The following is a 26,567-nucleotide window of genomic DNA, read 5'->3' on the forward strand; positions in this document are numbered from 1 at the left end:
CGCGGACGGGGTCAGCGCTTCGCTGCGGCCCTGCCGGCGCGGTTGCGCATCGATTCGCGCTGCAGGCGCATCAGCTCCTGCTCGGACGGCTGCTCGATGACGAAGAGCTTCACCTTGTCCATGTCGACGTTGGCATGGGCCGTGGCCTGCATCGCTCCGAGCACCTCGTCGCGGCGCGCATTGACGTATTGCTCGCGCAACTCGGCCATGATCTTCGGGCCGGCCTCCTCCCAGCTCTCGCGGTGCTCGGGCGTGCGCGACTGCACCACGATCAGGTGCACGCCGAACTTCGAGACGACCGGCTGCGAGAGCTCGCCGACCCCGAGGGCGAACGCGGCTTGTTCGAACGCCGGATCCATCTCGCCGCGCGCGAACGGCGGCAGCTTCCCGCCTTCCTGCCGCGAACCGGGATCCTCCGACACTTCGCCCGCCACCTTCGCGAAGTCTTCGCCGGCGACGATACGCGCGCGCGCCTTGGCCGCGAGCGCCATCGCCTCGGCTGCGGAGTGTTTCTGGGTCAGGAACAGCAGGTGGGAGGCCTGCAGCCGCTCGGGCGTCGTGAACCGTTGTGGCTGCGTGCGGTACAACTCGCGCGCGCGCTTCTCGAAGCTCGCCCGTTCGCGCTCGAAGGCGTCGCCCGCTTCCTTGTCCATCTGCGCGACACGGAGCTGCGCCTTCGCCCGTTCGAGTTCGTAGGCGAGTCGCGCCGCGTTGTAGGGCTCCCGCGCCACGCCGGTCTCGTCGGCCTGGATCGCGAGTTCCCGGGTGACGAGCATGCGCGTGAGGAGATCGGCGACGCGCTTCTCGCTGGTCGCGAAGCCGGGGCGCAGGTCGGGCGGCAGGCGCGTCAGCTCGAGTTCGTAGTCGGCGCGCGTGACCTTCGCCGCGCCGCGCTCGGCGAGCACCGCGTCGGGGGGAAGGGCAGCACCGGAAGCCGGGATGCCGGTCGACGAAGCGGCAGGGGCGGTTCTCGGTTGGCCGGGCGGGGTAACCTGGCCCGCGGCCGGGAACGCGAAGGCGAGGACCGCCGCCACGGCGAAGGTGCGAAGGGTCATGGGAAAAAGCGCAATTCTACCAGCCCGAAACGACGCCGCCCCGCACGAGGCGGGGCGGCGCTTCCGAACACTCGGGGGATTGCCCCCTGAGTGGGATTATTGCGTTGCTACTTCCGGCAGCACTCCGATGATGCCGGCCCCGTTCGGCGCGTACATGTTGAGGTAGTACATCTTGCCCGGGGTCAGGTTGCCGGTCACGCGGTACTGGAAGTTGACCGTGCCGTTCGGCGTGTAGCCGGCGAGCGGGTACGGCGTCGGGTTGCCGGAGAAGCTGCTGATCGTCCGGACTGCGTAGGTGCCGGCGTAGTCGCAGGCGACTTCCGAGATCGAGTAGTACCAGCCGCCGCCCGCACCGTAGGTTGCCCAGTCACCCTTCTTCTTGCCGGTGGAGTAGCCGGACGACGGAACCCACATCGCGAACGACACGTGCTGGCCGGCGGAGGGGTAGAGCACGGTACCGGTGCTCGCCTGATAGGTGCCGTAGCCCGGGTCGAGGGTGATCGTGCCGGCCGGGCAGCTCGAGAAGTCGGCACCGCCGCCACCGCCCGCATTGTAGGTGAACGTCGCGGACTTGTTGCTGTTGTTCGTGCCGTTGCCCTGGTCGTTCGAGAACTGCGCAACCGTCCACGTGGTGGTCTGCGAGACGCCCGACACGACGCAGGTCTTGGTCAGCGCGTCCATCGAGGTCGGGCAGTTGGAGTTGGCCGGCGGGTTGCCGCCCTGCCAGGCGACGTTGATCGGCAGCGTGCCCGAGGAGCAGGAGAGTGTCAGCGTAACGTTGGTCGCCGACGGGCCGCCGTTGGCCGGGCTGCGGCCCAGCGTGCAGCCGGACGGCGCGACGGGACCGCCGCCGCCGCCGGTGCAGCTCACCGAGTTCCCGTTGACCGTGGCGACCTGGCCACCGGTGCAGGTGAGCGCGCAGACGTACGACGCGCTCGATGATCCGTCTCCGGACCATTGGGGCGCCATGCCGGACGGGCAGCTGGCCGTGCTCTGGGCGAAGGCCGCCGGGGCGACCGCGAGACCGAGGGCGACGAGCGCCGCGCGGCCGATTGTGGTGAACAAGTGAGTCATGAGTCGCTCCTGAGTGGTCCCACGGCCAGCTTCAGCAAATATCGATCCAGTATAGAACAAGTCCGGCCGGATGTCAGCATGACGGCGGCATGAAAACCGGCCATCCGACGAAATACCCGGCCCGAATGACGGGCGGCGGCCTGTGTCAGCACCACGCCCGGGCCACGCGGAGCCGGATCCTGCCGGCGTCTGACGCAGCGTGGCGCCCTGCGCCGTCCACCGGCAGCCCCGCCGGGCCCTCGACGCGCCAAATACACGCGAGCGGGGGAAACGACGGAAGCTGTACTGTAGGGTGCAAAGGACATGCCCCGGCGACGGGCGGCGGCCGAAATCGGCCGTGCCCCGACGAACGGTCGGCGGTGCCGCTGGCGCGGCCAGGGGCCCGCGAAGGACCGGCCTTCGGTCCGAGATGGGGCCGCTCGGAAGCGCCGATTCGCGGCAAATGGAACGCCGGCCCGACGGGACTGCCGGCGAGCATCCGGCCAAACCCGGATCCGCCGAACCCAGGCGCATCGCGCCGCACGGCGCACTGCAAGCGTCCGGAACGCAAACGCTCGCCGTTGCGTGCACCTCGGCAAACGGGCACAAAAAAAGGCGGAGCCGGAGCTCCGCCTTCGAGGGGTTGAAGCAACGATCGCGTCGTATTACGGGTTGCCGTAGTCGACGCGGCGGGTGGCCTTGTGGTCGAAATTGCCACCGTAGTTCGACAGCGCACCACCGACGTCGCCGTTGTTGTACGTGACCGCGGCGAAGCCGATCACCGGCAGGCCCCAGTACGTGGCGGACGTCCACGTATCGGTGGAGCCGGTCAGCAGGCTGATCCGCGTCGTCGAACCGCCGCCGAGGCGATGGACCAGCGAGGTCGCCGGGATCGCCGTCGACACCGACGGGAAGCCCAAGTCGGCCCAGCCGTTCTCGAACGTGGTGGTGGCGTTGAGCCTGTTCGTCGACAGCAGGACATCGCTGCTGTTGAACGTGATGACGTTCGCTTCCCAGCAGATCGAGTCGGTCTTGGTGGGCGGCGGCGGCGAGAACGAGCTCGTCACCTTGACCACCTTCTCTTCGCGATCGTACTTGGTGAAGGTGATGTCGTCGCAGGCGCCGGTCGACGTGAAGTTGCGCTGGAACAGCCGGTTGACCTTGAGCTGCGTGGTCGACGGGTTGTTCGCGTAGTACGCCCACTTCGTCGGCATCGTCACGACCCAGTCGGTACCCGACTTGGTTCCCGCGTCGAGCACGAACTCGTTGTAGATGTGGTCGTGCATCAGGACGGCCGAGACCGCGTCCACCGGCTGCCAGAACTGAGCTTCGTCCCAGACGGTGACGTAGGCCGCCGCGTTGCCGAACGGCAGGTCGTTCTGCACCACGAGCGAGACCGGATCGCCGGAGTTCAGGTTCGGGAAGATCGAACCCGGATTCGCGAAGATGCCGTCACCGTAGGTGCGCGACGCGAACGCGGCCAGGGCGGTGGCGTCGTAGCCGAAGTCCATGCCCGTGCCCACGTTGATCAGCGACATCGTGCCGAACAGGCCGCCGGTAAGCGAGGTCACCCAGTAGCCGGCCTCGACCAGACCGCCGTTGCGGAACTCGCGCAGGTAGTCGCAATGCGCCGGGACGCCGGACGAGTTGTGCGTCGCCCACTTCGCGCCGTAGCCGTACATCGCGCCCATCTCGATGATCTCGACGTAGCCCTCGCGGGTGCGGTCGAGATCGTCGTTGGCCGGATCGTCCTGCTCACCCGTGTACGCGTAGTTGACGAACGGCGTCAGGTTGTTCTCGTCCTGCGAGACGACGCCGTCCGTGCAGCTGTTGTCCGGCGTCATGATGCCGGCGCCTGCGGCGGTCGGAAGGATCGCGGCGACCCACACGTCTTTCGCCGACAGGTACAGGTTGAAGTCGAGGACTTCGCGGCTGTTCTTGCCTTCGAGGAAGCGGACCTTGACGGCCTTCGCCGAAGCGGTCGAGTTGACGACCGACAGCAGCGACATGTAGGACGAGCCGGTCGCGCTCGAGCGCACCGTGAAGTACGGGTACAGCAGCACCGACCCGAGACCGTCCGCATTCAGCGTGACGGCGCTCGCGGACCCGGCACCCAGCGCGCTAGCTCCCGCGACGGCGAGGTAGAGCGACTTCTTCTTGAAGGTGTTCATGGTGGGTGATGACTCCTTGGTTTGCAATTTAAGTGATCACTTGGAACCGACAGCGCGTCAATGGTATGCCAAGGCTCTCCTGGTTGGCAATCGGAAAACTCGCCTCCGAACGCCGGTTGTTGGAAATCTGCAACGGAACCGTGTCAGCCGGCCGGGAACACGAAAAACGGCCTGCCGTTCTCGATCACCCAGACCTCGGTGATCGGCGTGGTGACGCCTTTCATCATGCGGTGGTTGAAGGTCAGCTTGGACCGCACCGTGCAGTTGCCGCCCTCGCAGTTCGCGTCGTCGATCCGGTACGCGGTGAACGGGACGAGGCCCATACGGCGCTTGAAATTGTCCAGCGAAATCACGGCCTTGGATCCTTCCGACAGATACTGGTACGCGCCGTCCAGGTCGCCGCGTACCAGCGCCGCGCCGCGGCCGTCGGCACGCTCGATCAGCGCCGCGCGTTTCGCCTCGGGCGGGCTCGACTCCGAGACGCCGCCGATCGACGCACAGGCGGAGAGGCCGAGCGCCAGCAGGAGCGATCCCGCGCGGACAACGCAGGCAGATTGGCAAAAACCCATCCAGTTGTCTCCAAACAGCGACAGATCGAGCGCATCTCGACCTTCATGTCCAGCTTCGGCCGGTGGAACCGGCTTCCGGACGGAAGAAAGCGTACGCAAACGGCCCGCTATCGTCAATGTCGCTGGATGACGACAGGGAAATGGCACGTTTTCCTGCGTCCCCCGCAGGCGGACTGTCGCTGCCGCCCGACACTTCATCTCCCGCCGAAGCGTTCCGGGCCGCGAACGCGGCCCGGAACGCGGGATTCGGAGGGGTCAGTTCCCCGGAGAAGCAGGAGGCGTGCCGCCCGCAGGCTGGGCCCGCCGCGGCGGACGCCTGGGTGCGCTCTGCGCAGGAGCGCCGGACGTCGCGCCCGAGCCTGCGGGCGATGGCGTCACGGCTGCCGCAGCGGGCGGAGTGCCGGAGGCGGGCGCGGACTTCCCCTGCGCGGCAGCAGGCGCCGCTGGAGGCGCCGCAGCGGGCGCCGCAGGTGCTCCCGCGGGCGCGGCAGCGCCGGCCGGTGCCGCGGGCGGACGCGCCGCCGGCGCCGGTGGCGCCGCGACCGGTACGGGCGCGGGCGCAGGCTGCGCCGCGGACGGCGCCGGGTAGTAGATCGGCAAAGGGCCTCCCTCGCCCGCGTTCGGCCCCGACGTCCGCGGCGGGAACACCGAAGGCTTCACCTCGGGCTGGTACTCGGCCGGCAGGCGCAGCGACGGCATGAACGTGCGGTCGAGGTACTCCATCCGGCGGCGCAGGTCGTCGACGAGCCCGCGCATGTCCTGTTGCGTCTCGACCACGCGCGGCGTGACGAACAGCACGAGTTCGGAGCGCTGGTCCTTGATGTCCTGCTGGCCGAAGAGCCCGCCCAGCACCGGGATCTTCGCGAGCCACGGAATGCCTTCGGAACCCACCTGCTTGGTGTCGCGGATCAACCCGCCCATGATGAGCGTGTCGCCGCTCTGCACCGCGACCATCGACTGCAGCGAGCGCGTGTTGATCGGCGGGGCCTCGCCGGCGTTGGCGACGTCGCCCGGGTTGCTGACCTCGGCCTGGATGTCCATCGTCACGAGGCCGCCCGCGTTGATGCGCGGCGTGACCGACACCAGCACGCCGGTGTCGATGTACTGCGAGGTCGTGGTCACCGCGTTGGTCGTGCCGCCGACGAGCGTCTGCTGCGTGATCGGGATGCGGTCGCCGACCTTGATCGTCGACTTCTGGTTGTCGAGCGCGGCCACGTGCGGGTTCGCGACGATCTTCGTGTTGCCCGCGGTGCCGAGGAGCGAGAGCGCGGCCTGGATGCCGCCGGGGAACATGCCGGAGAGCAGGTAGTTGAACCCCGGCACGCGCGCGCCGATGCCCGCGGCCGCGACGTCCGCCGCGGTTCCGGCGATCGCGCCGAAGATGTCGCCGGGCACCGTGCCGCGGCGGAAGTTGCCCCCGGCCTGGTTGCCGCCGTTCTTGAAGTACCACTCGACGCCGAACTGGAAGTTGTCGATCAGCGACACCTCGGCGATCACCAGTTCGATCATCACCTGGCGCGCGGGCACGTCGAGCTTGCGGAGCGCGGCCTCGATGATGACCCATTCGGCCGGCGTCGCGACGACGAGCAGCGTGTTGTTGTCCTTGTCCGCGACGACCTGGATGTTGCGCACCACGCCTTGCGGCTGCGCGCCGGGTATTCCCTGCGCGACCGTCTGCGCCGCGGTCGGCGGCGGGGGCGGCGCGTTCACGACGACGGTGGACGGCGGCGCGACCAGCGGCGTCGCCTGCGGCTGGAACGCCGGCGGCGAGACGATCTGGCCGGCGGGCGTGCCCGGTGCGAGCGTCGGCGCCTGCGTCGTCGTCTGGGCCGCCGGCTTGCCGGTGAACGCCTGCTGCAAGAGCGGGCCGACGCGCTCGGCGCGGCTGTTCTGCAGGTTGTAGACGTAGAAACGCACGCCCTCGCCGCCGGTGCCCTGGTCGAGCTTCTCGATCCACTCCTTCGCCTTGTCGATGAGCGCGGGGTTCGGCGTCACGACGAGGAGCGCGTTCATGCGCTCGATCGGAATGACGCGGATCAGGCCCGCCAGCGGGTTCTGGTCGCGCGCCCCGAGGAGTTTCTCGATCTCCTGGCCCACCGCCTTCACGTCCGCGCTCTGCAGCGGGAAGATGCCTGCCGACATCCCCTTCATCCAGTCGATGTCGAACAGGTTGATCGTGTCGAGCAGGCGGCGCAGTTCCGGCTCGGTGCCCGACAGGATCACGAGATTGCGGAGGTCGTCCGCGCGCACCGCCTGCGCGTCCTTCGCGATCGGCTCGAGGATCTTCACCATCTCGCGCGCGCTCACGTAGCGCAGCGGCACGACCTGCACCGAGAAGCCGGGCGGCAGGATGCGCGTGCTGTTGCCGAGCATCGGCGTCACGTTGCCGCGCACCGCCGCGCCCTGCGGCACGATCCGGAAGAGGTCGGTCGCGTCGTCCCAGACCATCGTCGCGCCGTTCATCCGGAGCAGCGTCTCCAGCGTGGGCAGCAACGCGCTGCGAGGCAGGCCCGACGAGGTGCGGATCGTGACCTGCCCGCCGACGGCGGGGTCGATCACGTAGCCCTTCTTCATGATGTCGCCGAGGATGTTGCGGATCACCTCGCGCAGGTCGGCTCCCTCGAAGTTGAGGCTCACGTTGCCGCCCGCGTCCAGCGGCGTGGTCGTCCAGGGCGGGCTGCCTCCGCCCTGCGGCTGCCCGTTCACGACGATGCCGGTGCCGCGGAACACCTTCGCGCGATCGGGCGTGTCGCCCGCGCCGGTCTCGACCCGCGCCGCGGTTTCGGCGAGCGCGGGCGTGAGCCCTTCGGGTTGCAGCGAGGAACGCACCTTCTCGGGCGGCTGCGGCGGCGCCACGGGTTGTTGCGCGCATCCGGCGAGCGCGAGCACGCACGCGAGCGCGATCCAGGCGGCGGCGCACGACGGCGGCGCGGCGCGGCGCCCGATCGGTTCGGGGCGGAAGGGTCGTCGGATCATCGTGGCTTCCCGGGTCGTGCGATCGAGGTTCAGCGGGGCTGACGCATGTTGCGGTAGACGTTGTTCCAGCTTCCCGGCGCAGGCGGAGGCGTGCTGTCGTCGCTCTGCGGCTGGAGGCCCTGTTGCGTGCCGCTCGCCTGCGCTTCGGCGGCGCGCGCGTTGCGGCGATTCTGCCGAAGGTTCTGCTCGGCGGTGCTGCCCGGCGGGCCGCTCGTGCCCTGTCCGCGTGCGCGCGTTTGCGCGGTGGCGGGCTGGACCTGCGCGCCTCCTGCCCCGGGGACGCCGGCGCTCGGCCGCGCGGCCTGCGCCGCAGGTGCGGGCGCGGGCTCCGCCGGCTGCACCGTCGTCTTCGGCCCCTTCTGGACCTTGAGTTCGAGATCCTCGGCGTCGTCGCCGAGCGTCAGGCGCACGCGGTCGGTCTCGACGGAGGCGACGAGCATGCCGCCGATCGCCTCACCCTTGCGGACGGAACGCGACTTGCCGGCGCCGCCCGTCTCCTTCAGGAAGGCGATCGCGACGTTGTCGACGATCATCGTTCCGGTCAGCACGTACTGGCCGCGCTGGATCGAGGACTTGGCCGCGACCGCCGCCGCCGTCGGCGCGGGCCGGCGCGTCGCGTTGAAGAGCGGCCGCTCGACCGTCGCGCGCATCGAGGCGATGCCGCCTTCGATCTGGTAGCCGGGCAGCACCGGCACCTCGACCGGCGCGGGCACGGCGGGGAGATCGGGCGGCAGGTTCCGGCGCCAAGCGGTGCCCCAGCCGGTCTGCACGCCGATCGCGAGCGCGAGCAGGGCGAACGGTGCCGCCCAGGCGAGCCAGCGGGTAAAGCGGGGTGTGAGCGCGCTCATCGTCGGCCTCGTCGGGTCACTTGCGCGGCGCGGACACCGGCACGAGCGGAGCCGCGACCTGCGGCTCGGGCATCGCCCAGGCGGTGACTTCGAGTTGCACGTTGACCTCGGGCTCCTGGCCCGCGGCCGGCTTGAAACCGCGGAACGCGTTCGCCGGCCGCACCGTGATGTTCTCGACGACGAGGAGCGGTTCGCGCGTCTCCAGCGCGGAGAGGATCTTCTGCAGGTTCGGCACGGTCGCGAAGAACTGCACGCTGGCGACGATCTGCCGGAAGGCGCCGTCCTCGCGCGGCGCGGGGCTCTGGCTCGTCGTGATGCGCCCGCCGTTGCCTTCGATCGCCGCCTTCGCGATCTCCTGCAGTTCCGCGCCCGCGAGGTTCGCGGCGGTGTTGCGCAGGTAGAAGCGGCGGGCGTCCTTCGCGCGCATCGCGTCGAGCGCGCGGCGCAACTCGGGCGCCTGCGCGGCGACGCGCTTGTAGGTGGAAAGCCGCTGCGACCAGGTCTCGATCGCGTCGTCGTAGTGGCGATGCAGGAGCCACAGCGGCGCGAGCAGCGCCGTGAACACGAGCGCGATCGCGACCGCGAGCAGGCCCACGGCGAGCGCGCGGCGCTGGCCCGGCGAGAAACGGGCGAGGATCGCGGGCGTCATGTATCCGACCTCCGCCGTCGACCGCCGGGGCGGCCCATGCCCTTCGCCTCACCCTGCGGCGGTGCCGGCGCGGCCGCGGGAGGAGCCGGCGCGTCGGCGACCGGCGCGGACGAACCTTCCATCTCGGAGACACCCGCCGACGCGGGTTCGGGCACCGGTGCGGCGGAGGCAGGCGCGAGCGACGCGGACGACGGCGCTGGCGCGGCGTTCGCCGGCGCAGGCTGCGGCGGCGCGGGCGGCGGGGCAGCGGGCTCGGGTGCGCGCGCGGGCGGATCGGCCAGCGCGAGCACCGTGACCATCGCGGGCTTCGCCGCGGGCTTCAACTGCGCGCCGAGGTCGAAGATCTCGCCGGGCCCGGGCTGGATCTTGGTGACGGGCGAGCGCGGTGCGACCTGCGCGACCAGCCCGGAGCCTTCGAGGATCGGGATCAGCGCACCGGCGTTGCCGGACTCCCCGCGAACGACGATCTCGCGATCGCGGTCGCGGCCCTTCGGCAGCGCGCGGATCTCGAGTTGCGTGATCCAGGTGTCGTCGGGCAGCACCGAACTCATCGTGTCGAGCACGCGCACGATCGGCGGATACGCGTACTTGCGTTCGAGCACGAAGTTGACCTGCGCGGCGGCGTTCTCGACGTCGGCGCGCAGGCGCTCGGAGACCGCGGCCTCGTCGCGCGCGGCCTGCGCCCGCCCGATCAGCGCGATCGCGTAGTCGCGCTTCTGCCACAGCGGCAGCACGATCGCGACGAGCGTGACGGCACCGAGCGCCGCGAGCGGCGCCCAGAATTGCCAGCGCTTCCACGGCGCGGGCGCGGCGCGCGACTCCTCCGGCGCGAGGTTCAACCGCGACGGCGGCGCGCCCGGCTCGTCGGGCGTGACGCTGCGCACGTCCGCGCCCCAGAGCGCGGCGTGCGCGAGCGCGGCGTCCACCACCGGGCGGCGCACGGCGGCGAAATCGACCGCGACCGTGCCCTTGCCCGCGTCGCGCGACACGACGGCCGCGTCGTAGTAGAGCTCGTCGGCCTTGAACGGCGTCAGGCGATCGAGGTCGTAGCCGATCGCCTGGCGCAGGTTCTCCTCGACCGCGGCGGGCAGCACGAGCGTCTTGCGCAGGACGGCACGCGCGGGGATCGCGAGCCGGACCCGCGGCGCGCCCGACGCGCCCGAGCCCGCGAGGCGACCGAGTTCGCCGATCGCGGCGCGGCCCGCCGCGACGACGGCCTGCGCGTCGCCGTCGAGCGTGATGCGCGCGGTCGGCTCCACCTTCACCGCGCCGTCGACCATCACCGGCCGCCACACGGTCGCCACCGGGCCGTCGAACGCGAGGATCGGCCGCATGCGCCGGCGCGCCACCGCGTTGCGCGCGCCGCTCGGCACCAGCGGCGCGAGTTCCGCGCCCCACCAGCGCAGGAACGACGCGAAGCCGCTCCGCTGCGCGATCGCGGAGAGCGCGCCCGCGGTGCGCTCGAGCGGCGTGCTACGGTCGGAGGGCATCGTGATTGTCGGTCTTCGCGTCGGCGGGAGCGGCGGGCGCCACCGCGCCTTCGAGCCACGCCAGCACGACGAGCGGCCTTCCCGGGTCCTGTGAGGGCCGCACCACCGCTTCGCGCACGAAGGTTACACCATCGGAGGTGCGCGCCTCGCCGCGGATCCGCCACGTCTGGACCGCTCCGGACGCGAGTCCCGACGCGTTCGGGAAGTTGGGCGGAGGCAACCCGTCGCGGATCGCGGCGTCGCGCTGCGCGAGGTAGCCGTCGACCGCCGCGGCGTCGACGCCCGGCAGGGCGAGCAGAACGTCGCGCGAAGCGGTCTTCGGATTGATGCCCGGCTGTCGCGACCACACGGTGACACTGCCGGCGATGCGCTCGTAGACGCCGGGCGTCATGCCGAGCACGCGCGAGACCTCGCCCGTCGTCTCGAACGGAGCGTTCCCCGGCAGGACCTTCGCACCCGCCGCCTGATAGTCGGCCGCTTCCGCGCCGAGCGGCCGCCGGAAGTCGTCCGCGTCGCGCCAGTCGATCACCGCATCGACGAGGCGCGCGGCGGTGTCGGGGTCGGCGCCACCGATCGCCGTGAAGAGCCCGCGCAGCAGCACCTCGCCGGCGGCGTTCAGGTCGATCTTCGCGGATTCGTCGGTCGCGACGACCGTGATCGCGATGCCGTCGTCTTCATAAGCGTGCGGCGCGCCGTCGGGCGTCCACGCGCCGGGCACCCGCGCACGCCCGAGTTCGTAGACGGCACGCTCGATCGCGCCGTCGGCCGCGGCGCGCGCCCGGGCGACGCCCACCGCGTTCCCCGCGGCGAGCGCCTCGGTGCGCATGCTGTAGGCGAACGACCCCGCCATCGCGGTCAGGAGCACGGTGGCCCACAGCGCGAGCACCAGCGCGATGCCCGCCTGCGACGTCTTCGCCGCACCGGGCATTGCCCGGGCGGGCCGTGCGCGATGCGGCGGGCGTGGCGAAGCCGCGCGAGCGTTCCGCATGGCGGTCATCGCTGCGCGCAGCGCGCGCGCGCCTTGTCCCATGCGCGACAGCCGGCCTCGGGCGCCTCGCGCGGCGCCGCGTAGAACACCGGCCACTTCGCGCCCCGCTCGGTCTCGACCTCGATGCGGATCAGTTGCGGCAGGCGCTGCGTGTCCTGCCATTGATCGCGCCACGCCGGTTCGGCGCCGGCCGCGCCCGTCGCGCCGGGGTCGAGTCCGAGGTAGCCGAAGGTCACCGACCGAATGCCGGTCGCGAGCACCGAGTGCTCGGCCCCGCCGAAATCCGGCAGCGCGGCCGCGGTGACGTCGGGCACCATGCGATCGACGACGAGCGCGGGCTTGCCGTCGATCTCGGTCACGTGCAATCGGTAGTACCAGACGCCACCGCCCTGAACCCGCGCGGGGAGCGCCGCGGCGAAGCGCATCTCGTCGCGATCGCCGGCGAAGAGCAGCGGCCACTCCGGCATTTTCTTCATCCGCTGGCCGTGCTGGCCTTCGAGGGTCGCGCGCAGGAATTCCTGCGCGGTGCGCATCGACGCGGTCTTGGCGGCCTTCGCCTCGCCCGCGTCCCAACTGCGGCCCGACAGGGCGAGCGAGCCGAAGAGCGTCGCCGACAGCAGCGCGAGGAGCGCCAGCGCGACCAGGAGTTCGACCAGCGTGAAGCCGCGCTCGGCTCGCCGCGGAGCATCGCGTCGTGGGTCGAACCGGGGGACCGGCTTCACGGCGCGCCCTCCCGCCGGGCGAGGCGCAGCGTCGAGAGCGCGAGCGTGCGTTCGCGTCCGCCCGCGCCGGGGTAGCGGACCTCGACGCGGATCCGGTAGAGCTGCATCGGCGACACCGGCCGCGGATCGGCGGCGGCCGCGGCGTCGGGAGAGACCCAGGGCTCGACCGTCGTCGTCCAGGCGATGCGCCCGTCGTCCTCGGAGCCCGATTCGCCGGCGAGGCGCGCTCCGCCGCGCGCCGCGTCGAGCCGGCTCTGCGCGACCAGCACCGCCCGGCTCACGTCCTCGGCGACCCCCGCGTTGCCGAGCGCTCCGCCGATCAGGCGGAACAGCGCGGTCGCGACGAGCGCGAGAATCACGAAGGCGACGAGCACCTCGAGCAGGCTGAAGCCGCGCAGCGCGTGTCGAGACATGTTCACTGATCGAGTATCGCGACGCGACCGGTGAGCCAATCGACGTCGACTTCGTACCTGCGTTCGCCCGACGACACGGTGACGCGGCCGCCGTTGCTGCCGCCGTCGGGAAAGAAGCGGATCGCGCCGCGCTTGTCGGAGACGAGGTCCGACTGCGCGGTGAAGAGCTCGAGGTCGACCTTCCGCGGCAGCGCGACTTCGCGCGCGTCGTTCGCGACGTGGAAGCTGCGCGCCTCGAGATCGAGCGTGAGCGCCGTCTCGCGGCGGGAGGTGACCGCCTCGCTACGCGCGAGGCGCAACCCCGCGGCGATCTGGCGCGCGGCGGACTTGAGTTCGCCGGTCGTGGCACCCTGCCCCGAGACCATCGGCACGACGAATGCGGCTCCGATCGCCATGATCGCGAGCACGACGAGGATCTCGATCATCGTCATGCCGAGCGACAAGCGTCGGGCTGAAGCCCGACCCACGGGAGCGGGCGGCGAGCGTCGGGCTGAAGCCCGACCCACAGGAGCGGGCGGCGAGCGTCGGGCTGAAGCCCGACCCACAGGGGCGGGCGGCGAGCGTCGGGCTGAAGCCCGACCCACGGGAGCGGGCGGCGAGCGCCGCGACGGCGCCCGATCCGCGTGCACGCGTCGCGATCGCGAATTCGCCCGGTGCGTTGCCATGGGGGGACGGTCTCACGCGGCGCGCCTGCCCGGCGTCATTCCGCGCTCGTGATGTCCTTGTTCGCGCCCTCGCCGCCCTCCTGGCCGTCGGCGCCGAGCGAAACGATGTCGTAGGCGCCCTTCTGGCCGGGCGCGCTGTAGCGGTACTCGTGACCCCACGGATCCTTCGGGATCTGCGCCTTCTTCCAGTAGGGGCCGTTCCAGTTCGACGCGCCGGCGGGCGCGCTGACGAGCGCCTGCAGGCCCTCGGACGACGACGGATAGCGGCCGGTCTCGAGCTTGTAGAGATCGAGCGCCTGCCCGATCTGGCCGATCTCGATCTTCGCCGCGTCGGCCTTCGCCTTCTCGCCGCGGCCGATGAAGTTGCCCCCGACGATCCCCAGCACGACGCCGATCAGGACCAGGACGACGAGAATCTCGATCAATGTCATGCCCCGCTCGCAGCGGAACGGGACGGGACGGCGGAGGATGCGGAGGTTCATGAGTGTCACCATCTGGCGACAACGGGCGCCATGCCCGCGTTCGCGGAAACGATTAGACCGGGTTCAGCCGACAAGTTCGCTCATGCCCATGACGCCGAGCAGGATCGAGAACACGATGCCGCCGATCAGGACGGCGAGCCCCAGGATCAGCACGGGCTCGAGGACCGCGAGGAAGCGCTTGATCGCGACCTGCACCTCGCGGTCGTAGACGTCGGCGACGCGGCCGAGCATCTCCTCGAGCCGGCCCGACTCCTCGCCCACGAGGATCATCTGCGTGGCGAGCTTCGGCCACAGGCCGGTCTCGGCGAGCGGCCGCCCGAATCCCTTGCCCTCGCGCAGCCGGGCGGTCACGCTGTCGAGCGAGGCGCCCATCACCGCGTTGCCCATCGTCTCCTTGACGATGCCGAGGCCGGCGAGCAGCGTCACGCCGTTGCCGAGCAGCGTCGCGAGCGTGCGCGAGAAGCGCGCGACCTCGACCTTCGCCACGAGGTCGCCCACGATCGGCAGGCGCAGCAATCGCGCGTCGACGCGCGCGCGAAACGCCGGGTCGCGGAACCGGCGGCGCAGCCACCACGCGAGCGCGGCGGCGGCGACGATCATCGCCCACCACCAGCGCTTGATCGCCGTGCCGACGAGGATGACGACCTGCGTCGCGAGCGGCAGCGCCTTGCCGGCCTGCGCGAAGGTCTGCTGGAACTGCGGCACGACGTAGACGAGCAGGATCATCACCGACAGCACCGCGACGCCGATCAGGATGACCGGATAGATGAGCGCGCTCTTCACCGTCTCGCGCAGCTCCTTGTTGCGCTCCATCGTGTCGGCGAGGCGCGTCAGCACCGTCGCGAGCGCGCCACCGGCCTCGCCCGCGCGCACGATGTTCACGTAGAAGCGCGAGAAGGTCTCGCGGCGCGCGTCGAGCGCCTGCGACAGCGCCTTGCCTCCGCGCACCTCGTCGCGGATGCCCTGCAGCAGCGCGGTGACGGCGGGCGTCGGCGCGAGGCCGATCAGCGTCTCCAGCGCGCGGTCGAGCGGGAGGCCGGCGCGGAGCAGCGTGGCGAGTTCGCGCGTCAGCGCCATCGTCTGGTCGCGCGTGACCGATTTCGATTCGAACCACCGGCGGCGCGCGGGCGCGGCGCCGCGCCCCGCCGCGGGCGATTGAGCGCCGGTCGCCGGCGCGACCTGCATCGGCATCAGGCCCTGGTCGCGCAGGCGGTCGAGGATCTCCGCCTCGTTCGCGGCGTCGAGTTCGCCGGAGGACACCGCCCCGCCGGGGGCGACCGCCTTGTAGCGGAAGAGCGGCATCGTGTCAGGTCGCGGAACGGATCCGCAGGGACGAAAGGGCGTCGGCCTGAAGGCCGACCCACAGCCACCCCTCGGTGGGTCGGGCTTCAGCCCGACGGGTTCGCGTCGATGCGCGGGGACCGCGTCGGCCTGAAGGCCGACCCGCGGGATGGAGGAGGCTTCGCATCGTCAGTCCTCGCGCGTCGCGCGAAGCACTTCCTCGACCGTCGTGACGCCGGCCACCGCCTTGCGCAACCCGTCTTCGTACATCGTCAGCATGCCTTCGCGCACCGCCTCGGCCTTGAGTTCGGAGGCGGTCGCGTGGCGCATGACGAGCGAGCGGATCGCGTCGGTCATCGGCATCACCTCGATGATCGACACGCGGCCGGTGTAGCCGGTGTGCGCGCAGGCCGCGCAGCCCTTCGCGCGCCACAGCGTCATCGGGCCGCCGTTCGCGAACCGGCGGAGCCCGGCGTGCTCGACCATTTCGGGCAGCGCCGTGTACGATTCCTTGCAGTGGGCGCAGAGCGTGCGCACCAGCCGCTGCGCCTCTATGCCCACGACGGTCGAGGTGAGCAGGTAGTCGTCGACGCCCATGTCGAGCAGCCGGTTGACGGTCGAGGGCGCGTCGTTCGTGTGCACGGTGGACAGCACCAGGTGCCCGGTGAGCGCCGACTGCACCGCGATCTGCGCGGTCTCGAGGTCGCGGATCTCGCCGATCATGATGACGTCGGGATCCTGGCGCACGATCGAGCGCAGCGCGTTGGCGAACGTGAGGTCGATCTGCGGCTTGACCTGGATCTGGTTGATGCCCGCCATCTGGTACTCGACCGGATCCTCGACCGTGAGGATCTTGACGTCGGGCCGGTTCAGCTCGTCGAGCGCCGTGTAGAGCGTCGTCGTCTTGCCCGAGCCCGTGGGCCCGGTGACGAGCAGGATGCCGTTCGGCTGCTTCAGCGCGCGCATGAACCGCTCGAGCGTGTCGTCGAGGAACCCGAGCTTCGCGAAGTCGAGCGCGACGCCGCCCTTGTCGAGGATCCGCATCACGACGCTCTCGCCGTGCATCGTGGGCACGGTCGAGACGCGCAGGTCGATCTCCTTGCCCTGCACGCGCAGGCGGATGCGGCCGTCCTGCGGAAGCCTGCGCTCGGCGATGTCGAGGTTCGCGAGAATCTTCACGCGCGAGATCACGGCCGCGGACAGCCGCCGCGGCGGCGTCTCGACCTCGTGCAGCACGCCGTCGATCCGGTAGCGCACGGTGAGCCGGTTCTCGAACGGCTCGATGTGGATGTCCGAGGCGCGCGCCTCGAGCGCGTTGGTGATGAGGAGCGAGACGAGCCGGATGACCGGCGCCTCCGACGCGAGATCCTTCAACTGCTGCACGTCGGCGTCGAACGCGATCTCGTCGCCGCGCATCTCGACGTCGTCGCCGACGATCTGTCCGACCGCGCTCTTGCCGCTGCCGTAGAGGCGCTCGAGCGCGGCGTCGAGGTCGCCGGGCACCGCGACCATCGGGCGGATCTTCCGGCCGGTCACCATCGCGAACGCGTCGATCGCGTAGGCGTCGGTCGGGTCCGCCATCGCGAGCACGAGTTCGTCGGCGTCCTCGCGCACCGGCAGCGCGCGGGCGTCGCGCAGGAAACGCGCCGAGACGCGTTCCTCGAGGATCGGCAGCTCGGGATAGCCGGCGCCGTCGAGGAGCGGCAATCCGAGCTGCGCCGCGAGGGCATCGGCGACGTCGCGCGGCGCGACGAGGCCGAGCGTCACGAGGAGCGACCCCAGCCGCTCGCCGGAATCCTGCTGCAGCCTCAGGGCACGCTCGAGCGAACCGGCATCGAGCTTGCCGCGCTCGATCAGGAGTTCGCCCAGCCGACGCTTCGGGATCGACATCGACGGGGGTGTCGGGGAAAGGACGGTTCGATCCGCAACGCGCGGTCCGAGTTCAGCGATTCTAGCAGAGGCGTGGCCGGCAACGACGAGAAATCCTTGCGGAGCAACGACTTAGCCGAAATCCTCCGTCCGTCGGACCGGCCGGTCCACTTCCCGTGGCATGCTGCCCGCTGCCCCCGGCCGAACCCGATCGACCCATGAAGCTCGAATGCTTCGCCCTCGACGATGACCCGCTGCCTCTTTCCCCGGCGTCGCCGACGCGCGAGTGGATGGACCGCATCCCGGATCGCCACGCCTACCGGTGCCTGCCGCTGTCGATCGCGAACGCGCACGGCTGGACGATCGGCGCGCCCTGCGACCTCGAGATCGCCTGGGACGGAGGCCACCACGCCTTCAACCTGAAGGTGCGCGCGTTGGACGGCTTCGCGAACGTCGAAAAGTACGCGGTGTCGCACTTCGCGTTCGGCATCGTCACCTTCAACCTGGGCTGGCTCTTCCGCACGCCGCCGGGCTGGAACCTGCTCGCGTCCGGCCCCCTCAACCGGCCGAAGGACGGCATCGCACCGCTCGCCGGCGTCGTCGAGACGCACTGGCTGCCCTATCCGTTCACGATGAACTGGCAGCTCACGCGGCCCGGAACCGTGCGCTTCGACAAGGACGAGCCGGTGTGCATGGTCATCCCGCTGCCCGCGGGCGCGATCGAGTCGTTCGAACCCGAGATCCGTTGGCTTCGCGACGATCCGGCGCTCGCGGAGCAGGCCCACGCGTGGAAGGCGCGGCGCGACGATTTCATGCGTCGCTTCGCGCGAAGCGACCCGGCGACGCTCGCCGAAGCGTGGCAGAAGTACTATTTTCTCGGCAAGCTGCCGGACGGCAGCGATGCGCCGGTCGGCCACGCGAAGAAGCTGCGCGCCGCGACCCCGGTCGATCGGCGCGGTTGACCGCGGCTCATCGCTGCACGCTCGGCGGCGCGCGGCAACAGGCCGCCTGCTCCAGCACTTGGCGGGCGGCCTCGCTCTTTCCCTGCCGCTCCAGGATCGTCGCCAGCATCGTGGCATAGGTCGCCGACCCCGGCGCGAGCGCGAGGGCGGACATCAGCGTGAATTGCGCCGCCCGCTCGTCGCCCGCGCGCAGCGCGATCGTCGCGTACCCCACGACCGGTTCCTCGTCGAAGGGCAACATGACGTGCGCGCCGAGCCAAGCCGTCGCGGCCGCTTCCAGACGGCCGGACGCGGCGAACGATCGCGCCTCGCGCTTTTTCGCCTCGAACGCCTGCCACAGCGGCGAACGCCGCGCCGCGTAGCGTTCCCTCACCGTCTGCAGGTCCTGCGCGATGCGCGGATCGCTGCCGGGCCGTTCGTAATCCCACACCCCCGACTGCGACAGCTGCAGCCGGTAGACGCCGGTCCGCTCCCGGACGTGCGCGAATGGCGTGAGCGCGGCGGCCTTGAGCCAGAGGTCCCAGTCCTCGAAATAGTCGATCCCCTCGTCGAAGCGGACGCCGTCATTCCTCATCAGGGAGAGGTCGAACATCGCCGCGTTGGGCGGGAACAGGTTGCGCATCAGGAGCGCCAGCTCGGAATACTCGAACATGTACTCGTATTCGATGCCGGATTCGGTCTCCACCGCGACGTTGCCGTACGCGACCCGCATCGGCGGATTCGCCTCGAGGGCGTTCGAGAGCAGTTCGACGGCGCGCGGCAAAAGCAGGTCATCGTCATCGAGCACCATCCCGCGGGCGCCCCGCGCATGAAGGAATCCGAAGTTCCCCGCACGCGAGCGAAGCATCCGTTCGCCGTTGCCGATCACCCGGACCTCGACATCGCCCGCTGCCGGCGGAACCACGCCGCTCCCTGCCGCGTCGACGACGAGCCACTCGATCGGGCGGTAGGTCTGCGCGGCGACGCTCGCGGCAGCGTCGGCAAGACAGGGGCGTCCGAGGGTGCGCGTGACGATCGTGACCAATGCCGGCACGGCTGTCAGCGCGCGCCGAACGCACGCTCCGCCGCGCGCACCGTCTGCGCGATGTCGTCGTCGCCGTGCGCGGCCGAGACGAATCCCGCCTCGTAGGCGGAGGGCGCGAAGTACACGCCCGCGTCGAGCATCGCGTGGAAGAAGCGGTTGAAGCGCTCCTTGTCGCAGGCCATGACCGCGTCGTAGCTCGCCGGCACCGACGGCGCGAAGTAGAGGCCGAACATGCCTCCGACCGCCTGCGCGCGAAACGTCGCGCCCGCGCGCTTCGCGGCCGACTCCAGTCCGTCGACGAGCGCGCGCGTCTTCTCGGCGAGCGTCTCGTAGAATCCGGGCGCCTCGGTGAGCGCGAGTGTCGCGAGCCCTGCCGCGACCGCCACCGGATTCCCCGACAGCGTGCCCGCCTGGTAGACCGGTCCGAGCGGCGCGATCTTCTGCATGATGTCGCGGCGGCCGCCGAACGCGCCGACCGGCATCCCGCCGCCGATCACCTTGCCGAGCGTGGTGAGGTCGGGCGTGATGCCGACCATGCCCTGCACGCCGCGCGGATGCACGCGGAAGCCGGTCATCACCTCGTCGAAGATCAGCACCGCGCCGTGGCGGTCGCAGAGCGCGCGCAGCGCGGCGAGCCATTCGCGCGAGGGCACGACGAGGTTCATGTTGCCGGCGACCGGCTCGACGATGATGCCCGCGATCGCGTCGCCGTCGGCGGCGAACGCGCGTTCCAGCGCGTCGGAGTCGTTGTAGGGCAGCACGACGGTCTGGTTCGCGATCTCCGGCGGCACGCCCGCCGACGAGGGCTGGCCGAAGGTGAGCGCACCCGATCCGGCCTTCACCAGCAGGCTGTCGCCGTGGCCGTGGTAGCAGCCTTCGAACTTCACGATCTTCGGGCGGCCGGTGTACCCGCGCGCGAGCCGCAGCGCCGACATCGTCGCCTCGGTGCCGGAGGACACGAGACGCACGAGTTCGAGCGACGGGAGTCTGCGCACGAGCGTCTCCGCCATCTCGATCTCGGCCTCGGTCGGCGCACCGAACGACAGGCCGTGCACGGCCGAGGCCTGCACCGCGCGCACGACCTCGGGATGCGCGTGGCCGACGATCGCCGGTCCCCACGATCCGACGTAGTCGACGTAGCGCCTGCCGTCGGCGTCCCACACGTACGGGCCTTCGCCGCGCACGAGGAAACGCGGCGTGCCGCCGACCGACCGGAAAGCGCGGACCGGAGAATTGACGCCAGCGGGAATCGTGCGCTGCGCGCGTTCGAACAGCGAATCGTTGCGGCTCATCGTCGGGGGCGGGATCGGGATCGGGAGGGAAAAGAGGGTCAGCGGCCGCTGCCGCGGCGCGCGAACGCAGCGACGATGCGTCGCGCCGCGCGCTCGACCTCGCGCGGGTCGTCGTGCGCGAACAGCGCACCGATCACCGCGACGGCGTCGACGCCCGCATCGGCGAGCGAGCCGGCGTTGCGCTCGTCGATGCCGCCGATCGCGACGACCGGGACGCCGAGCGCCTTCGCGCGCGGCACGAGGTCGAGGCTCGCGCGCCGCGCGGCGGGCTTCGTGCCGGATGCGAAGAAGCTGCCGAACGCGACGTGGTCGGCGCCCGCGGCCACCGCGGACGCCGCGCGCGCGGGATCGTCGTAGCACGACGCCCCGACGAGTCGGTCCTCGCCCACCTCCGCGCGTGCCTGCGCGACGCCGCCGTCGTCCTCACCGACGTGCACGCCGTCGGCGCCGACCGCGCGGGCGAGCGCGGGGTCGTCGTTGACGATCGCGAGGGCTCCGCGCGCATGGCACAACGCGACGATCGCCTCCGCCTGTGCGCGGCGCGTGGGCGCGTCCCCCGACTTGCGGCGGATCTGGATCGCGCTCGCCCCGCCGTCGAGCGCGGCCGCGCACTTCGCGAGGAGCGAGACGGTGTCGTCGGTGTCGGACGTCACCGCGTAGAGGCCGCGGAGCCGCGCGAGCCGCGCGGCGCGCTCATCAGTGACTGCCACGGGCATCGGCCGGACGCGCGTCGTCCGCCTCCTCGCCGCGGGCGTCGCTCTCCTCGCGCGCCCAGAACAGCCGGTCGGGCAGGAACTGCCCCATGCCGGGCCGATAGGCCTTGCGCAGCGCGTTCCAGGTGTAGTCCTGCGCCTCGCGCACCGCGTCGGCGAGTTCGAGACCGTTCGCGAGCATCGCGGCGATCGCGGCCGAGAGCGTGGCGCCCGCGCCCTTGAACGGCCCGGGCAGGCGCGCCCAGGTGTCGGTGCGCACGACGCCGCCCTTGCCGTAGAGCGTGTTGACGATCTCGCGCGACGCGTGGTGCGTGCCGGTGACGAGCACGAACTCGCAACCCGCCTCCACCAACCGTGCCGCGCAGGCGGCGACCGACGCCTCCTCGTCCTCGTCGTCGCCGGCGAGCAGGCGCAGTTCGAGTCCGTTGGCCGTGGCGAGCGTCGACTGCGGCACGAGCAGGTCGCGCAGCGCGTGCATCGCCGCATCGTGGAGCGGACCCGCGGCGCGGCCGGCGGTGAGCGAGGGGTCGAGCACGAGCGGCACGTCCGGGTAGTCGGAGAGCACCTCGGCGATCGCGGTGACGACCTCGACGTTGGGCAGCGCGCTGATCTTGAACGCGTCGACCGGCATGTCCTCGAGCAGCGCGCGCGCCTGGTCGGCGACCCAGTCGGCGTCCATCGGGAGCGAGCCCTCGACGCCGCGCGTGTCCTGCACGGTGAGCGAGGTGACCACCGAGAGCGGGTGGCAGCCCATGCTCGCGAGCGTCAGCAGGTCGGCCTGCAGACCCGCGCCGCCCGAAGGGTCGGAGGGCGCGAAGGAGAGGACGATGGGCGGCGAGCCCTGCAGCGGTTCACTGTTCACGCGTCGATGGTACCCGCACGGCGAAGTGCCCGCGACGGAGGCGGATCGCCGACAGCCGGCACGCGGTCATCCGCCGACCGCGGGCGTGGCCCCGCCGGTCGCCCGCGACTCGCCGCGCGGCACGCACTCGAGGTACATGCTCACCGCCTCGTCCGGCTTGCGGAGGTCGATGCCGCGCATCGCGGGATGTCGGCTCTCGCCGTAGCGCGCGACGAACGTGTCGAAGCCCGCCTGCGCGGCGACGCGCGAGAAGGTTTCGGCGTCGTACTGCCAGCGGCCCGCGAGCTTCATGCCGAGGTTCAGCACGTCCGCGGCGGTGCCGGTGGGGAGCGGCACGCCGACGCCCACGTTCCAGAACCGGATCAGCGTGTCGGGATCGTCGAGGTACATCCGGGCGAAGCGCGCGAGATCGGGGGTCAGCACGCGCAGCGTGCCGGCGGACTTCAGGATGCGGCGGCACTCGGCGAGGAAGCCGCAGAGCGCGTCGGGTTCGAGTTGCGCCACGAAGTCCTCGCTGAAGATCGCGTCGGCGCATGCGTCCGCGAACGGCAGCCCCCGCGCGAGGTCGGCGACGACGTCCGGCCGGCCGGAACGATCGAGGTCGACGTTGATCCAGCCGTCGAGCGGATAGGGGCCGGAGCCGAAGTTGACGAGGATCATCTTCCCGGGGCGAGCGCGTCGTTCATCCTATAATTCTGCCCGACGCGCGCGCCGACGCGCCGCGGTCCCGGAGAATCGCGTTGAAGAAATACATGTGCCTGGTCTGCGGGTTCATCTACGAGGAGGCGCTCGGCCTCCCGGACGAGGGCATTCCGCCGGGGACGACCTGGGACCAGGTGCCGCCGAACTGGACCTGTCCCGAATGCGGCGCCCGCAAGGACGATTTCGAGATGGTCGAATTCTGAAGCCTCGCGGCGGGCGTCCTGCCGCGCTCCGCTGGAGCGGACTCGCGCTTCGCGCCAGCCGCTCACCTTTCGCGAAAGCCCCTTCGGCGAGCGAATTCTCCCAACGCGATCGGGGCGCCGGCATGAAGCCTCGCGGCGGGCGTCCTGCAACGCTCCGCTGGAGCGGACTCGCGCTTCGCGCCAGCCGCTCAACTTTCGCGAACGCCTGCTCGCGGATCGATCTCCCCCAGGCGCGCCTCGAGGGCCGTCGCGACCTGCCGAACCGGTCCGGACCAGTCGCCCGGCGCCGACTGGCGGAAGAGCCTCGCCGTGGGATACCAGGGACTGTCGTCGCGGTCGCGAAGCCAGCGCCAGTCCGCCGCCGTCGAAAGCAGCACCCACAGCGGCTTGCCTAGCGCGCCGGCCAGGTGCGCGACCGACGTGCACACGCTGATCACCAGGTCGACCCCGTCGATCAGCGCCGCGACGTCCGCGAAGTCCTCGATCCCGCCGCCGACGTCGTGGAGGCGCGGCGTCGACGCGAGCGCGGCCCGGTCGCTCTCGCGCACGCCCTTCTGCAAGACGACGAACTCCGCGTCGAACTCGAGCAGCGGCGCGAGGCGCGCCAGCGGAATCGACCGGTACGCGTCGTCGCGCTGCGCGGCGTTGCCCGACCAGGCGAGGCCGATCCGCGGGCGCCCGCGCCGAGGCAGGCGCTCGCGCCAGCGGGCGACGCGCGCCGGATCCGCGGCGAGGTACGGCACGTCGGCGGGAACGTCGTCGAGCGTCGTGCCGAACGCGAGGGGCAGGCTCATCAGCGGGCAATGCAGGTCGACCGGCGGCAGCGGGTCGCCCGCGACGACGATCCGGTGCACGCCGGCGAGCGTCGCGAGGAGCGTCGCGAGCGCGGGCTCGACCTCGAGCACGACCTCGGCGCCGCGCGCGGCGGCGAGCGGCGCGTAGCGGGAGAACTGGATCGCGTCGCCGTAGCCCTGCTCGGCGTGGAGCAGGAGCCTGCGACCGGCGAGGTCCTGCTCGCCGGTCCACCGCGGCACCGCGAAGTCGCGCCAGCCGCGCCGCATCTGGTCGTCCCGCCAGCGCCACTCGTGCTCGGGCCAGCCGCGCGCGTAGTCGCCGAGCGCGAGGCGGCAGCGGCTCGCGTTCACGTGCGACGCGGCGCGTTCCGGCTCGGCTGCGAGCGCCCGCTCGAAGCTCGCCAGCGCGTCCGCGTGACGGCCGAGGTCGGCGAGCGCGATGCCCCGGGCGTCGAGCGAGTCGATGCGGGCGGGAGCCAGCGCGAGCGCACCCTCGGCGTCGGCGAGCGCCTCGCGCGCCCGGCCGAGCTGCCGCAGCGCGAGTCCGCGGTTGTGCCGCGCGTCCCCGTAGCCGGGCGCGAGCGCGATCGCCCGGCCGTAGCTGTCGACCGCCGCGTCGAGCCGGCCGAGCGCGACCAGCGCGTAGCCGCGGTTGTTCCAGGCCTCCGCGTACTCGGGCCTGAGCGCGATCGCGCGGTCGAAGCTCGCGAGCGCCTCGGCGGAACGCCCGAGCGCCAGCGCGACGTTGCCGCGGTTGTTGTGCGCCTCGGGCAGCGCGGGGGCGAGCCGGATCGCGCGGTCGAAGCTCGCGAGCGCTTCCTCGAGACGCCCCGCACCCTTCAGCGCGAGGCCGAGGTTCGACTGGATCCCCGGGTGGCCGGCAGCGAGCTTCGCGGCACCGCCGATCAGCGCGATCGCGTCGTCGTAGCGTCGCTGCTGCGTGCGCAGGACGCCCAGGAAGTGCATCGCGTCGGTGTCCTGCGGCGCGCGAGCGAGGATCTCGCGGTAGAGCGCCTCGGCGCGCGCCAGGTCGCCGCCTCGGTGGAGCGCGATCGCCTGCTGCAGCGTGGCCGCCATGGGAAAGGTGGGCAGGACTCGACTTCTGAATCGCGATGCGCTGCAGCGATGCAGGATGGAGAAGTCGGGCCTGACCCTGCTTTCCCTTCAGGACGCGCCGCGCAGGAGCTCGCGCAGGTCGTGCGCGAGGACGTCGGGCCCCTGGCCGTGTCCCTCGTAAACGCGAAGCCGTCCCTGCGGGTCGAAGAGGAACAGTCCCGCCGAGTGGTCGACCGTGTAGGACTCGGACGTCGCGCCCGGCACCTTCTGGAAGATGATCCGGAATTCCTTCGCGACCGCCTCGGTCTGCGCCGTGTCGCCGCGCAGGCCCACGAAGCGCGGATCGAAGGCCGGGACGTATTGGCGCAGGAGTTCGGCCGTGTCGCGATCGGGATCGACGGTGACGAACAGCACCTGCACCCGGTCGGCGTCGGGACCGAGGAGCTTCATCGTCTCGGAGAGCGTCGCGAGCGTCGTCGGGCACACGTCCGGGCACTGCGTGTAGCCGAAGAACACCACGACCGCCTTGCCGCGCCAGTCGGCGAGCGTGCGCGGCGTGCCGTTCGCGTCGACGAGCGCGAAATCGCGGCCGAACGCGCTGCCGGTGACGTCGGAGCCCTTGAACGCGGGACCGTCCTTGCCGCAGGCGGCGACGGCGAGCGCCACGAGGACCGCGGCGGCGAAGCGGGTGATCGCCCTCAGCATCGGCCCGGGCCACAGGCGGACGACGAGCGCGTTCGCGAAACGTGAGCGGCGCGCGAGGCGCGTCCGTTCGACCGTGGCGCGCTCGACGTCACCCGGCTCACTGCCAGTAGTGGTCGACCAGCAGCGCAGAGAACAGCGCCGCGAGGTAGACGATCGAGTAGGCGAAGGTGCGCCGCGCGAGCGCGTCGCTGTAGCGGAGGTAGAGCGCGACCGCGTAGGCGACGAACACGCCGCCCAGCACCAGCGCGCTCGCGAGATACAACGCGCCGCTCATCCGGATCGCGAACGGCAGCAGCGTGACCGCGACCAGCATCGCCGTGTAGAGCACGATCATGAGGCGCGTGTAGCGCGACCCGTGCGTGACCGGCAGCATCGGCAGCCCGGCGCGCGCGTAGTCCGCCGTGCGGTAGAGCGCCAGCGCCCAGAAGTGCGGCGGCGTCCAGGCGAAGATGATCAGGAACAGGATCAGCGCCTCGGGCGGGACCTCGTTGGTGACCGCGGCCCAGCCCAGCACCGGCGGCATCGCGCCGGACGCGCCGCCGATCACGATGTTCTGCGGCGTGGCCGGCTTGAGCAGCACCGTGTAGACGATCGCGTAGCCGACGAAGGTGCCGAGGGTCAGCCACATCGTCAGCGGATTGACGAACACGGCGAGGATCGCGAGACCGGCGATGCCGACGAGCGAGGCGAACCAGAGGGTCTGCGCCGACGTGAGTTCGCCCGCGGGGAGCGGCCGGCGGGCGGTGCGCATCATCTTCGCGTCGATCTTCTGCTCGACGAGGCAGTTGATCGCCGCGGCGGCGCCCGCCACCAGCGCGATGCCGACGGTCGCGGCGAAGACCACGGCCGGCGGAGGCAGGTCCGGCGTCGCGAGGAACATCCCGATCACCGCGCAGAACACGATGAGCGACACGACGCGCGGCTTGGCGAGCGCGAGGAACTGCTTCAGTCGGGTCTCGGCGAGGGCGAGGGACGTCATGGCTTGGCCGCGGGCGAAACGTCGATTCTACCGCAGCGGAGTTC

25 protein-coding genes are annotated in these 26,567 nt (G+C 71.3%); 2 read left to right on the forward strand and 23 right to left on the reverse strand.

The genetic code is table 11. The features are described 5' to 3' along the window. Positions 1 to 11: 11 nt before the first annotated feature. The 15 genes from HS109_15715 to gspE all read right to left on the reverse strand — a co-directional run bounded on the left by HS109_15715 (position 12) and on the right by gspE (position 17,252). Positions 12 to 1,055, reverse strand: coding sequence for a peptidylprolyl isomerase (locus HS109_15715; protein MBE7523811.1), 1,044 nt, complete (start codon positions 1,053 to 1,055; stop codon positions 12 to 14). Between the two features lie 96 nt (positions 1,056 to 1,151). Then, positions 1,152 to 2,129 carry a hypothetical protein gene (locus tag HS109_15720; protein ID MBE7523812.1) on the reverse strand — a complete coding sequence of 326 codons (978 nt, stop codon included), beginning with the start codon at positions 2,127 to 2,129 and terminating at the stop codon, positions 1,152 to 1,154. 644 nt (positions 2,130 to 2,773) lie between these two features. Beyond that, on the reverse strand, positions 2,774 to 4,279 hold the full coding sequence (locus HS109_15725) for a hypothetical protein (GenBank protein ID MBE7523813.1): 1,506 nt from the start codon (positions 4,277 to 4,279) through the stop codon (positions 2,774 to 2,776). Between the two features lie 143 nt (positions 4,280 to 4,422). Further along, positions 4,423 to 4,947, reverse strand: coding sequence for a hypothetical protein (locus HS109_15730; protein MBE7523814.1), 525 nt, complete (start codon positions 4,945 to 4,947; stop codon positions 4,423 to 4,425). Positions 4,948 to 5,103: 156 nt separating this feature from the next. Further along, positions 5,104 to 7,824, reverse strand: coding sequence for a type II secretion system secretin GspD (gene gspD, locus HS109_15735; protein MBE7523815.1), 2,721 nt, complete (start codon positions 7,822 to 7,824; stop codon positions 5,104 to 5,106). A 29-nt stretch (positions 7,825 to 7,853) separates the two neighbouring features. After that, positions 7,854 to 8,672 carry a hypothetical protein gene (locus HS109_15740; protein MBE7523816.1) on the reverse strand — a complete coding sequence of 273 codons (819 nt, stop codon included), beginning with the start codon at positions 8,670 to 8,672 and terminating at the stop codon, positions 7,854 to 7,856. Between the two features lie 16 nt (positions 8,673 to 8,688). Further along, a complete protein-coding gene (locus HS109_15745) occupies positions 8,689 to 9,321 on the reverse strand; it encodes a hypothetical protein (protein ID MBE7523817.1) in 633 nt (210 codons plus the stop codon). Continuing rightward, positions 9,318 to 10,811 (reverse strand): hypothetical protein, encoded by a 1,494-nt coding sequence (locus tag HS109_15750; protein ID MBE7523818.1) that lies wholly within the window; start codon positions 10,809 to 10,811, stop codon positions 9,318 to 9,320. The genes HS109_15745 and HS109_15750 overlap by 4 nt, the downstream gene beginning before the upstream one ends. Then, on the reverse strand, positions 10,795 to 11,739 hold the full coding sequence (locus tag HS109_15755) for a general secretion pathway protein GspK (protein ID MBE7523819.1): 945 nt from the start codon (positions 11,737 to 11,739) through the stop codon (positions 10,795 to 10,797). The genes HS109_15750 and HS109_15755 overlap by 17 nt, the downstream gene beginning before the upstream one ends. Before the next feature lie 65 nt (positions 11,740 to 11,804). After that, positions 11,805 to 12,521, reverse strand: a complete 717-nt coding sequence (locus HS109_15760) for a prepilin-type N-terminal cleavage/methylation domain-containing protein (GenBank protein MBE7523820.1) — start codon at positions 12,519 to 12,521, stop codon at positions 11,805 to 11,807. Beyond that, positions 12,518 to 12,934: a prepilin-type N-terminal cleavage/methylation domain-containing protein gene (locus HS109_15765; protein MBE7523821.1), complete on the reverse strand. Its 417-nt coding sequence runs from the start codon at positions 12,932 to 12,934 to the stop codon at positions 12,518 to 12,520. Before HS109_15765 ends, HS109_15760 begins: the two co-directional genes overlap by 4 nt. 2 nt (positions 12,935 to 12,936) lie before the next feature. Then, positions 12,937 to 13,359 (reverse strand): type II transport protein GspH, encoded by a 423-nt coding sequence (locus HS109_15770; GenBank protein ID MBE7523822.1) that lies wholly within the window; start codon positions 13,357 to 13,359, stop codon positions 12,937 to 12,939. 275 nt (positions 13,360 to 13,634) lie between these two features. Beyond that, the gene (gene gspG / locus HS109_15775) at positions 13,635 to 14,081 is read right to left on the reverse strand and encodes a type II secretion system major pseudopilin GspG (GenBank protein ID MBE7523823.1); all 447 of its coding nucleotides are present in this window, start codon (positions 14,079 to 14,081) and stop codon (positions 13,635 to 13,637) included. A 63-nt stretch (positions 14,082 to 14,144) separates the two neighbouring features. Continuing rightward, positions 14,145 to 15,383, reverse strand: a complete 1,239-nt coding sequence (locus HS109_15780; GenBank protein MBE7523824.1) for a type II secretion system F family protein — start codon at positions 15,381 to 15,383, stop codon at positions 14,145 to 14,147. Positions 15,384 to 15,551: 168 nt separating this feature from the next. Then, the gene (gene gspE / locus HS109_15785; GenBank protein MBE7523825.1) at positions 15,552 to 17,252 is read right to left on the reverse strand and encodes a type II secretion system ATPase GspE; all 1,701 of its coding nucleotides are present in this window, start codon (positions 17,250 to 17,252) and stop codon (positions 15,552 to 15,554) included. Positions 17,253 to 17,449: 197 nt separating this feature from the next. Here gspE and HS109_15790 point away from each other — a divergent pair, with 197 nt between their 5' ends. Next, the gene (locus HS109_15790; GenBank protein MBE7523826.1) at positions 17,450 to 18,193 is read left to right on the forward strand and encodes a hypothetical protein; all 744 of its coding nucleotides are present in this window, start codon (positions 17,450 to 17,452) and stop codon (positions 18,191 to 18,193) included. A gap of 7 nt (positions 18,194 to 18,200) precedes the next feature. Here HS109_15790 and HS109_15795 read toward each other — a convergent pair whose 3' ends face one another. The 5 genes from HS109_15795 to HS109_15815 all read right to left on the reverse strand — a co-directional run bounded on the left by HS109_15795 (position 18,201) and on the right by HS109_15815 (position 22,744). Continuing rightward, complete coding sequence (locus HS109_15795) at positions 18,201 to 19,226, reverse strand: glycosyltransferase (GenBank protein ID MBE7523827.1); 1,026 nt, start codon at positions 19,224 to 19,226, stop codon at positions 18,201 to 18,203. A gap of 5 nt (positions 19,227 to 19,231) precedes the next feature. Further along, complete coding sequence (gene hemL, locus HS109_15800) at positions 19,232 to 20,509, reverse strand: glutamate-1-semialdehyde 2,1-aminomutase (protein ID MBE7523828.1); 1,278 nt, start codon at positions 20,507 to 20,509, stop codon at positions 19,232 to 19,234. Positions 20,510 to 20,547: 38 nt separating this feature from the next. Beyond that, positions 20,548 to 21,225: a thiamine phosphate synthase gene (locus HS109_15805; GenBank protein ID MBE7523829.1), complete on the reverse strand. Its 678-nt coding sequence runs from the start codon at positions 21,223 to 21,225 to the stop codon at positions 20,548 to 20,550. Continuing rightward, positions 21,206 to 22,069 carry a hydroxymethylpyrimidine/phosphomethylpyrimidine kinase gene (locus tag HS109_15810; protein ID MBE7523830.1) on the reverse strand — a complete coding sequence of 288 codons (864 nt, stop codon included), beginning with the start codon at positions 22,067 to 22,069 and terminating at the stop codon, positions 21,206 to 21,208. The genes HS109_15805 and HS109_15810 overlap by 20 nt, the downstream gene beginning before the upstream one ends. Before the next feature lie 81 nt (positions 22,070 to 22,150). Further along, entirely contained in the window at positions 22,151 to 22,744 is a 594-nt protein-coding gene (locus HS109_15815) for a methyltransferase domain-containing protein (protein MBE7523831.1), read from the reverse strand. Between the two features lie 92 nt (positions 22,745 to 22,836). Here HS109_15815 and HS109_15820 point away from each other — a divergent pair, with 92 nt between their 5' ends. Then, positions 22,837 to 22,989, forward strand: coding sequence for a rubredoxin (locus HS109_15820; GenBank protein MBE7523832.1), 153 nt, complete (start codon positions 22,837 to 22,839; stop codon positions 22,987 to 22,989). Between the two features lie 188 nt (positions 22,990 to 23,177). Here HS109_15820 and HS109_15825 read toward each other — a convergent pair whose 3' ends face one another. From HS109_15825 to HS109_15835, 3 genes are all read right to left on the reverse strand, one after another. Continuing rightward, on the reverse strand, positions 23,178 to 24,860 hold the full coding sequence (locus HS109_15825; protein ID MBE7523833.1) for a tetratricopeptide repeat protein: 1,683 nt from the start codon (positions 24,858 to 24,860) through the stop codon (positions 23,178 to 23,180). Positions 24,861 to 24,947: 87 nt separating this feature from the next. Next, complete coding sequence (locus HS109_15830; GenBank protein MBE7523834.1) at positions 24,948 to 25,544, reverse strand: SCO family protein; 597 nt, start codon at positions 25,542 to 25,544, stop codon at positions 24,948 to 24,950. A gap of 97 nt (positions 25,545 to 25,641) precedes the next feature. Beyond that, positions 25,642 to 26,523, reverse strand: coding sequence for a protoheme IX farnesyltransferase (locus HS109_15835; protein MBE7523835.1), 882 nt, complete (start codon positions 26,521 to 26,523; stop codon positions 25,642 to 25,644). Positions 26,524 to 26,567: the final 44 nt, after the last annotated feature.

The sequence above is a fragment of the Burkholderiales bacterium genome, from assembly GCA_015075645.1.
Classification (GTDB): domain Bacteria; phylum Pseudomonadota; class Gammaproteobacteria; order Burkholderiales; family Casimicrobiaceae; genus VBCG01.

Coding starts and splice junctions, on each gene's coding strand:
- HS109_15835 (MBE7523835.1), bottom strand. CDS start 26,523: ATGACGTCCCTCGCCCTCGCCGAGACCCGACTGAAGCAGTTCCTCGCG.
- HS109_15805 (MBE7523829.1), bottom strand. CDS start 21,225: ATGCCCGTGGCAGTCACTGATGAGCGCGCCGCGCGGCTCGCGCGGCTC.
- HS109_15770 (MBE7523822.1), bottom strand. CDS start 13,359: ATGATCGAGATCCTCGTCGTGCTCGCGATCATGGCGATCGGAGCCGCA.
- HS109_15815 (MBE7523831.1), bottom strand. CDS start 22,744: ATGATCCTCGTCAACTTCGGCTCCGGCCCCTATCCGCTCGACGGCTGG.
- HS109_15830 (MBE7523834.1), bottom strand. CDS start 25,544: ATGCTGAGGGCGATCACCCGCTTCGCCGCCGCGGTCCTCGTGGCGCTC.
- HS109_15750 (MBE7523818.1), bottom strand. CDS start 10,811: ATGCCCTCCGACCGTAGCACGCCGCTCGAGCGCACCGCGGGCGCGCTC.
- HS109_15715 (MBE7523811.1), bottom strand. CDS start 1,055: ATGACCCTTCGCACCTTCGCCGTGGCGGCGGTCCTCGCCTTCGCGTTC.
- hemL (MBE7523828.1), bottom strand. CDS start 20,509: ATGAGCCGCAACGATTCGCTGTTCGAACGCGCGCAGCGCACGATTCCC.
- HS109_15725 (MBE7523813.1), bottom strand. CDS start 4,279: ATGAACACCTTCAAGAAGAAGTCGCTCTACCTCGCCGTCGCGGGAGCT.
- HS109_15755 (MBE7523819.1), bottom strand. CDS start 11,739: ATGCCCGGTGCGGCGAAGACGTCGCAGGCGGGCATCGCGCTGGTGCTC.
- gspG (MBE7523823.1), bottom strand. CDS start 14,081: ATGAACCTCCGCATCCTCCGCCGTCCCGTCCCGTTCCGCTGCGAGCGG.
- HS109_15790 (MBE7523826.1), top strand. CDS start 17,450: ATGAAGCTCGAATGCTTCGCCCTCGACGATGACCCGCTGCCTCTTTCC.
- HS109_15820 (MBE7523832.1), top strand. CDS start 22,837: ATGTGCCTGGTCTGCGGGTTCATCTACGAGGAGGCGCTCGGCCTCCCG.
- HS109_15825 (MBE7523833.1), bottom strand. CDS start 24,860: ATGGCGGCCACGCTGCAGCAGGCGATCGCGCTCCACCGAGGCGGCGAC.
- HS109_15780 (MBE7523824.1), bottom strand. CDS start 15,383: ATGCCGCTCTTCCGCTACAAGGCGGTCGCCCCCGGCGGGGCGGTGTCC.
- gspE (MBE7523825.1), bottom strand. CDS start 17,252: ATGTCGATCCCGAAGCGTCGGCTGGGCGAACTCCTGATCGAGCGCGGC.
- HS109_15740 (MBE7523816.1), bottom strand. CDS start 8,672: ATGAGCGCGCTCACACCCCGCTTTACCCGCTGGCTCGCCTGGGCGGCA.
- HS109_15765 (MBE7523821.1), bottom strand. CDS start 12,934: ATGTCTCGACACGCGCTGCGCGGCTTCAGCCTGCTCGAGGTGCTCGTC.
- gspD (MBE7523815.1), bottom strand. CDS start 7,824: ATGATCCGACGACCCTTCCGCCCCGAACCGATCGGGCGCCGCGCCGCG.
- HS109_15745 (MBE7523817.1), bottom strand. CDS start 9,321: ATGACGCCCGCGATCCTCGCCCGTTTCTCGCCGGGCCAGCGCCGCGCG.
- HS109_15720 (MBE7523812.1), bottom strand. CDS start 2,129: ATGACTCACTTGTTCACCACAATCGGCCGCGCGGCGCTCGTCGCCCTC.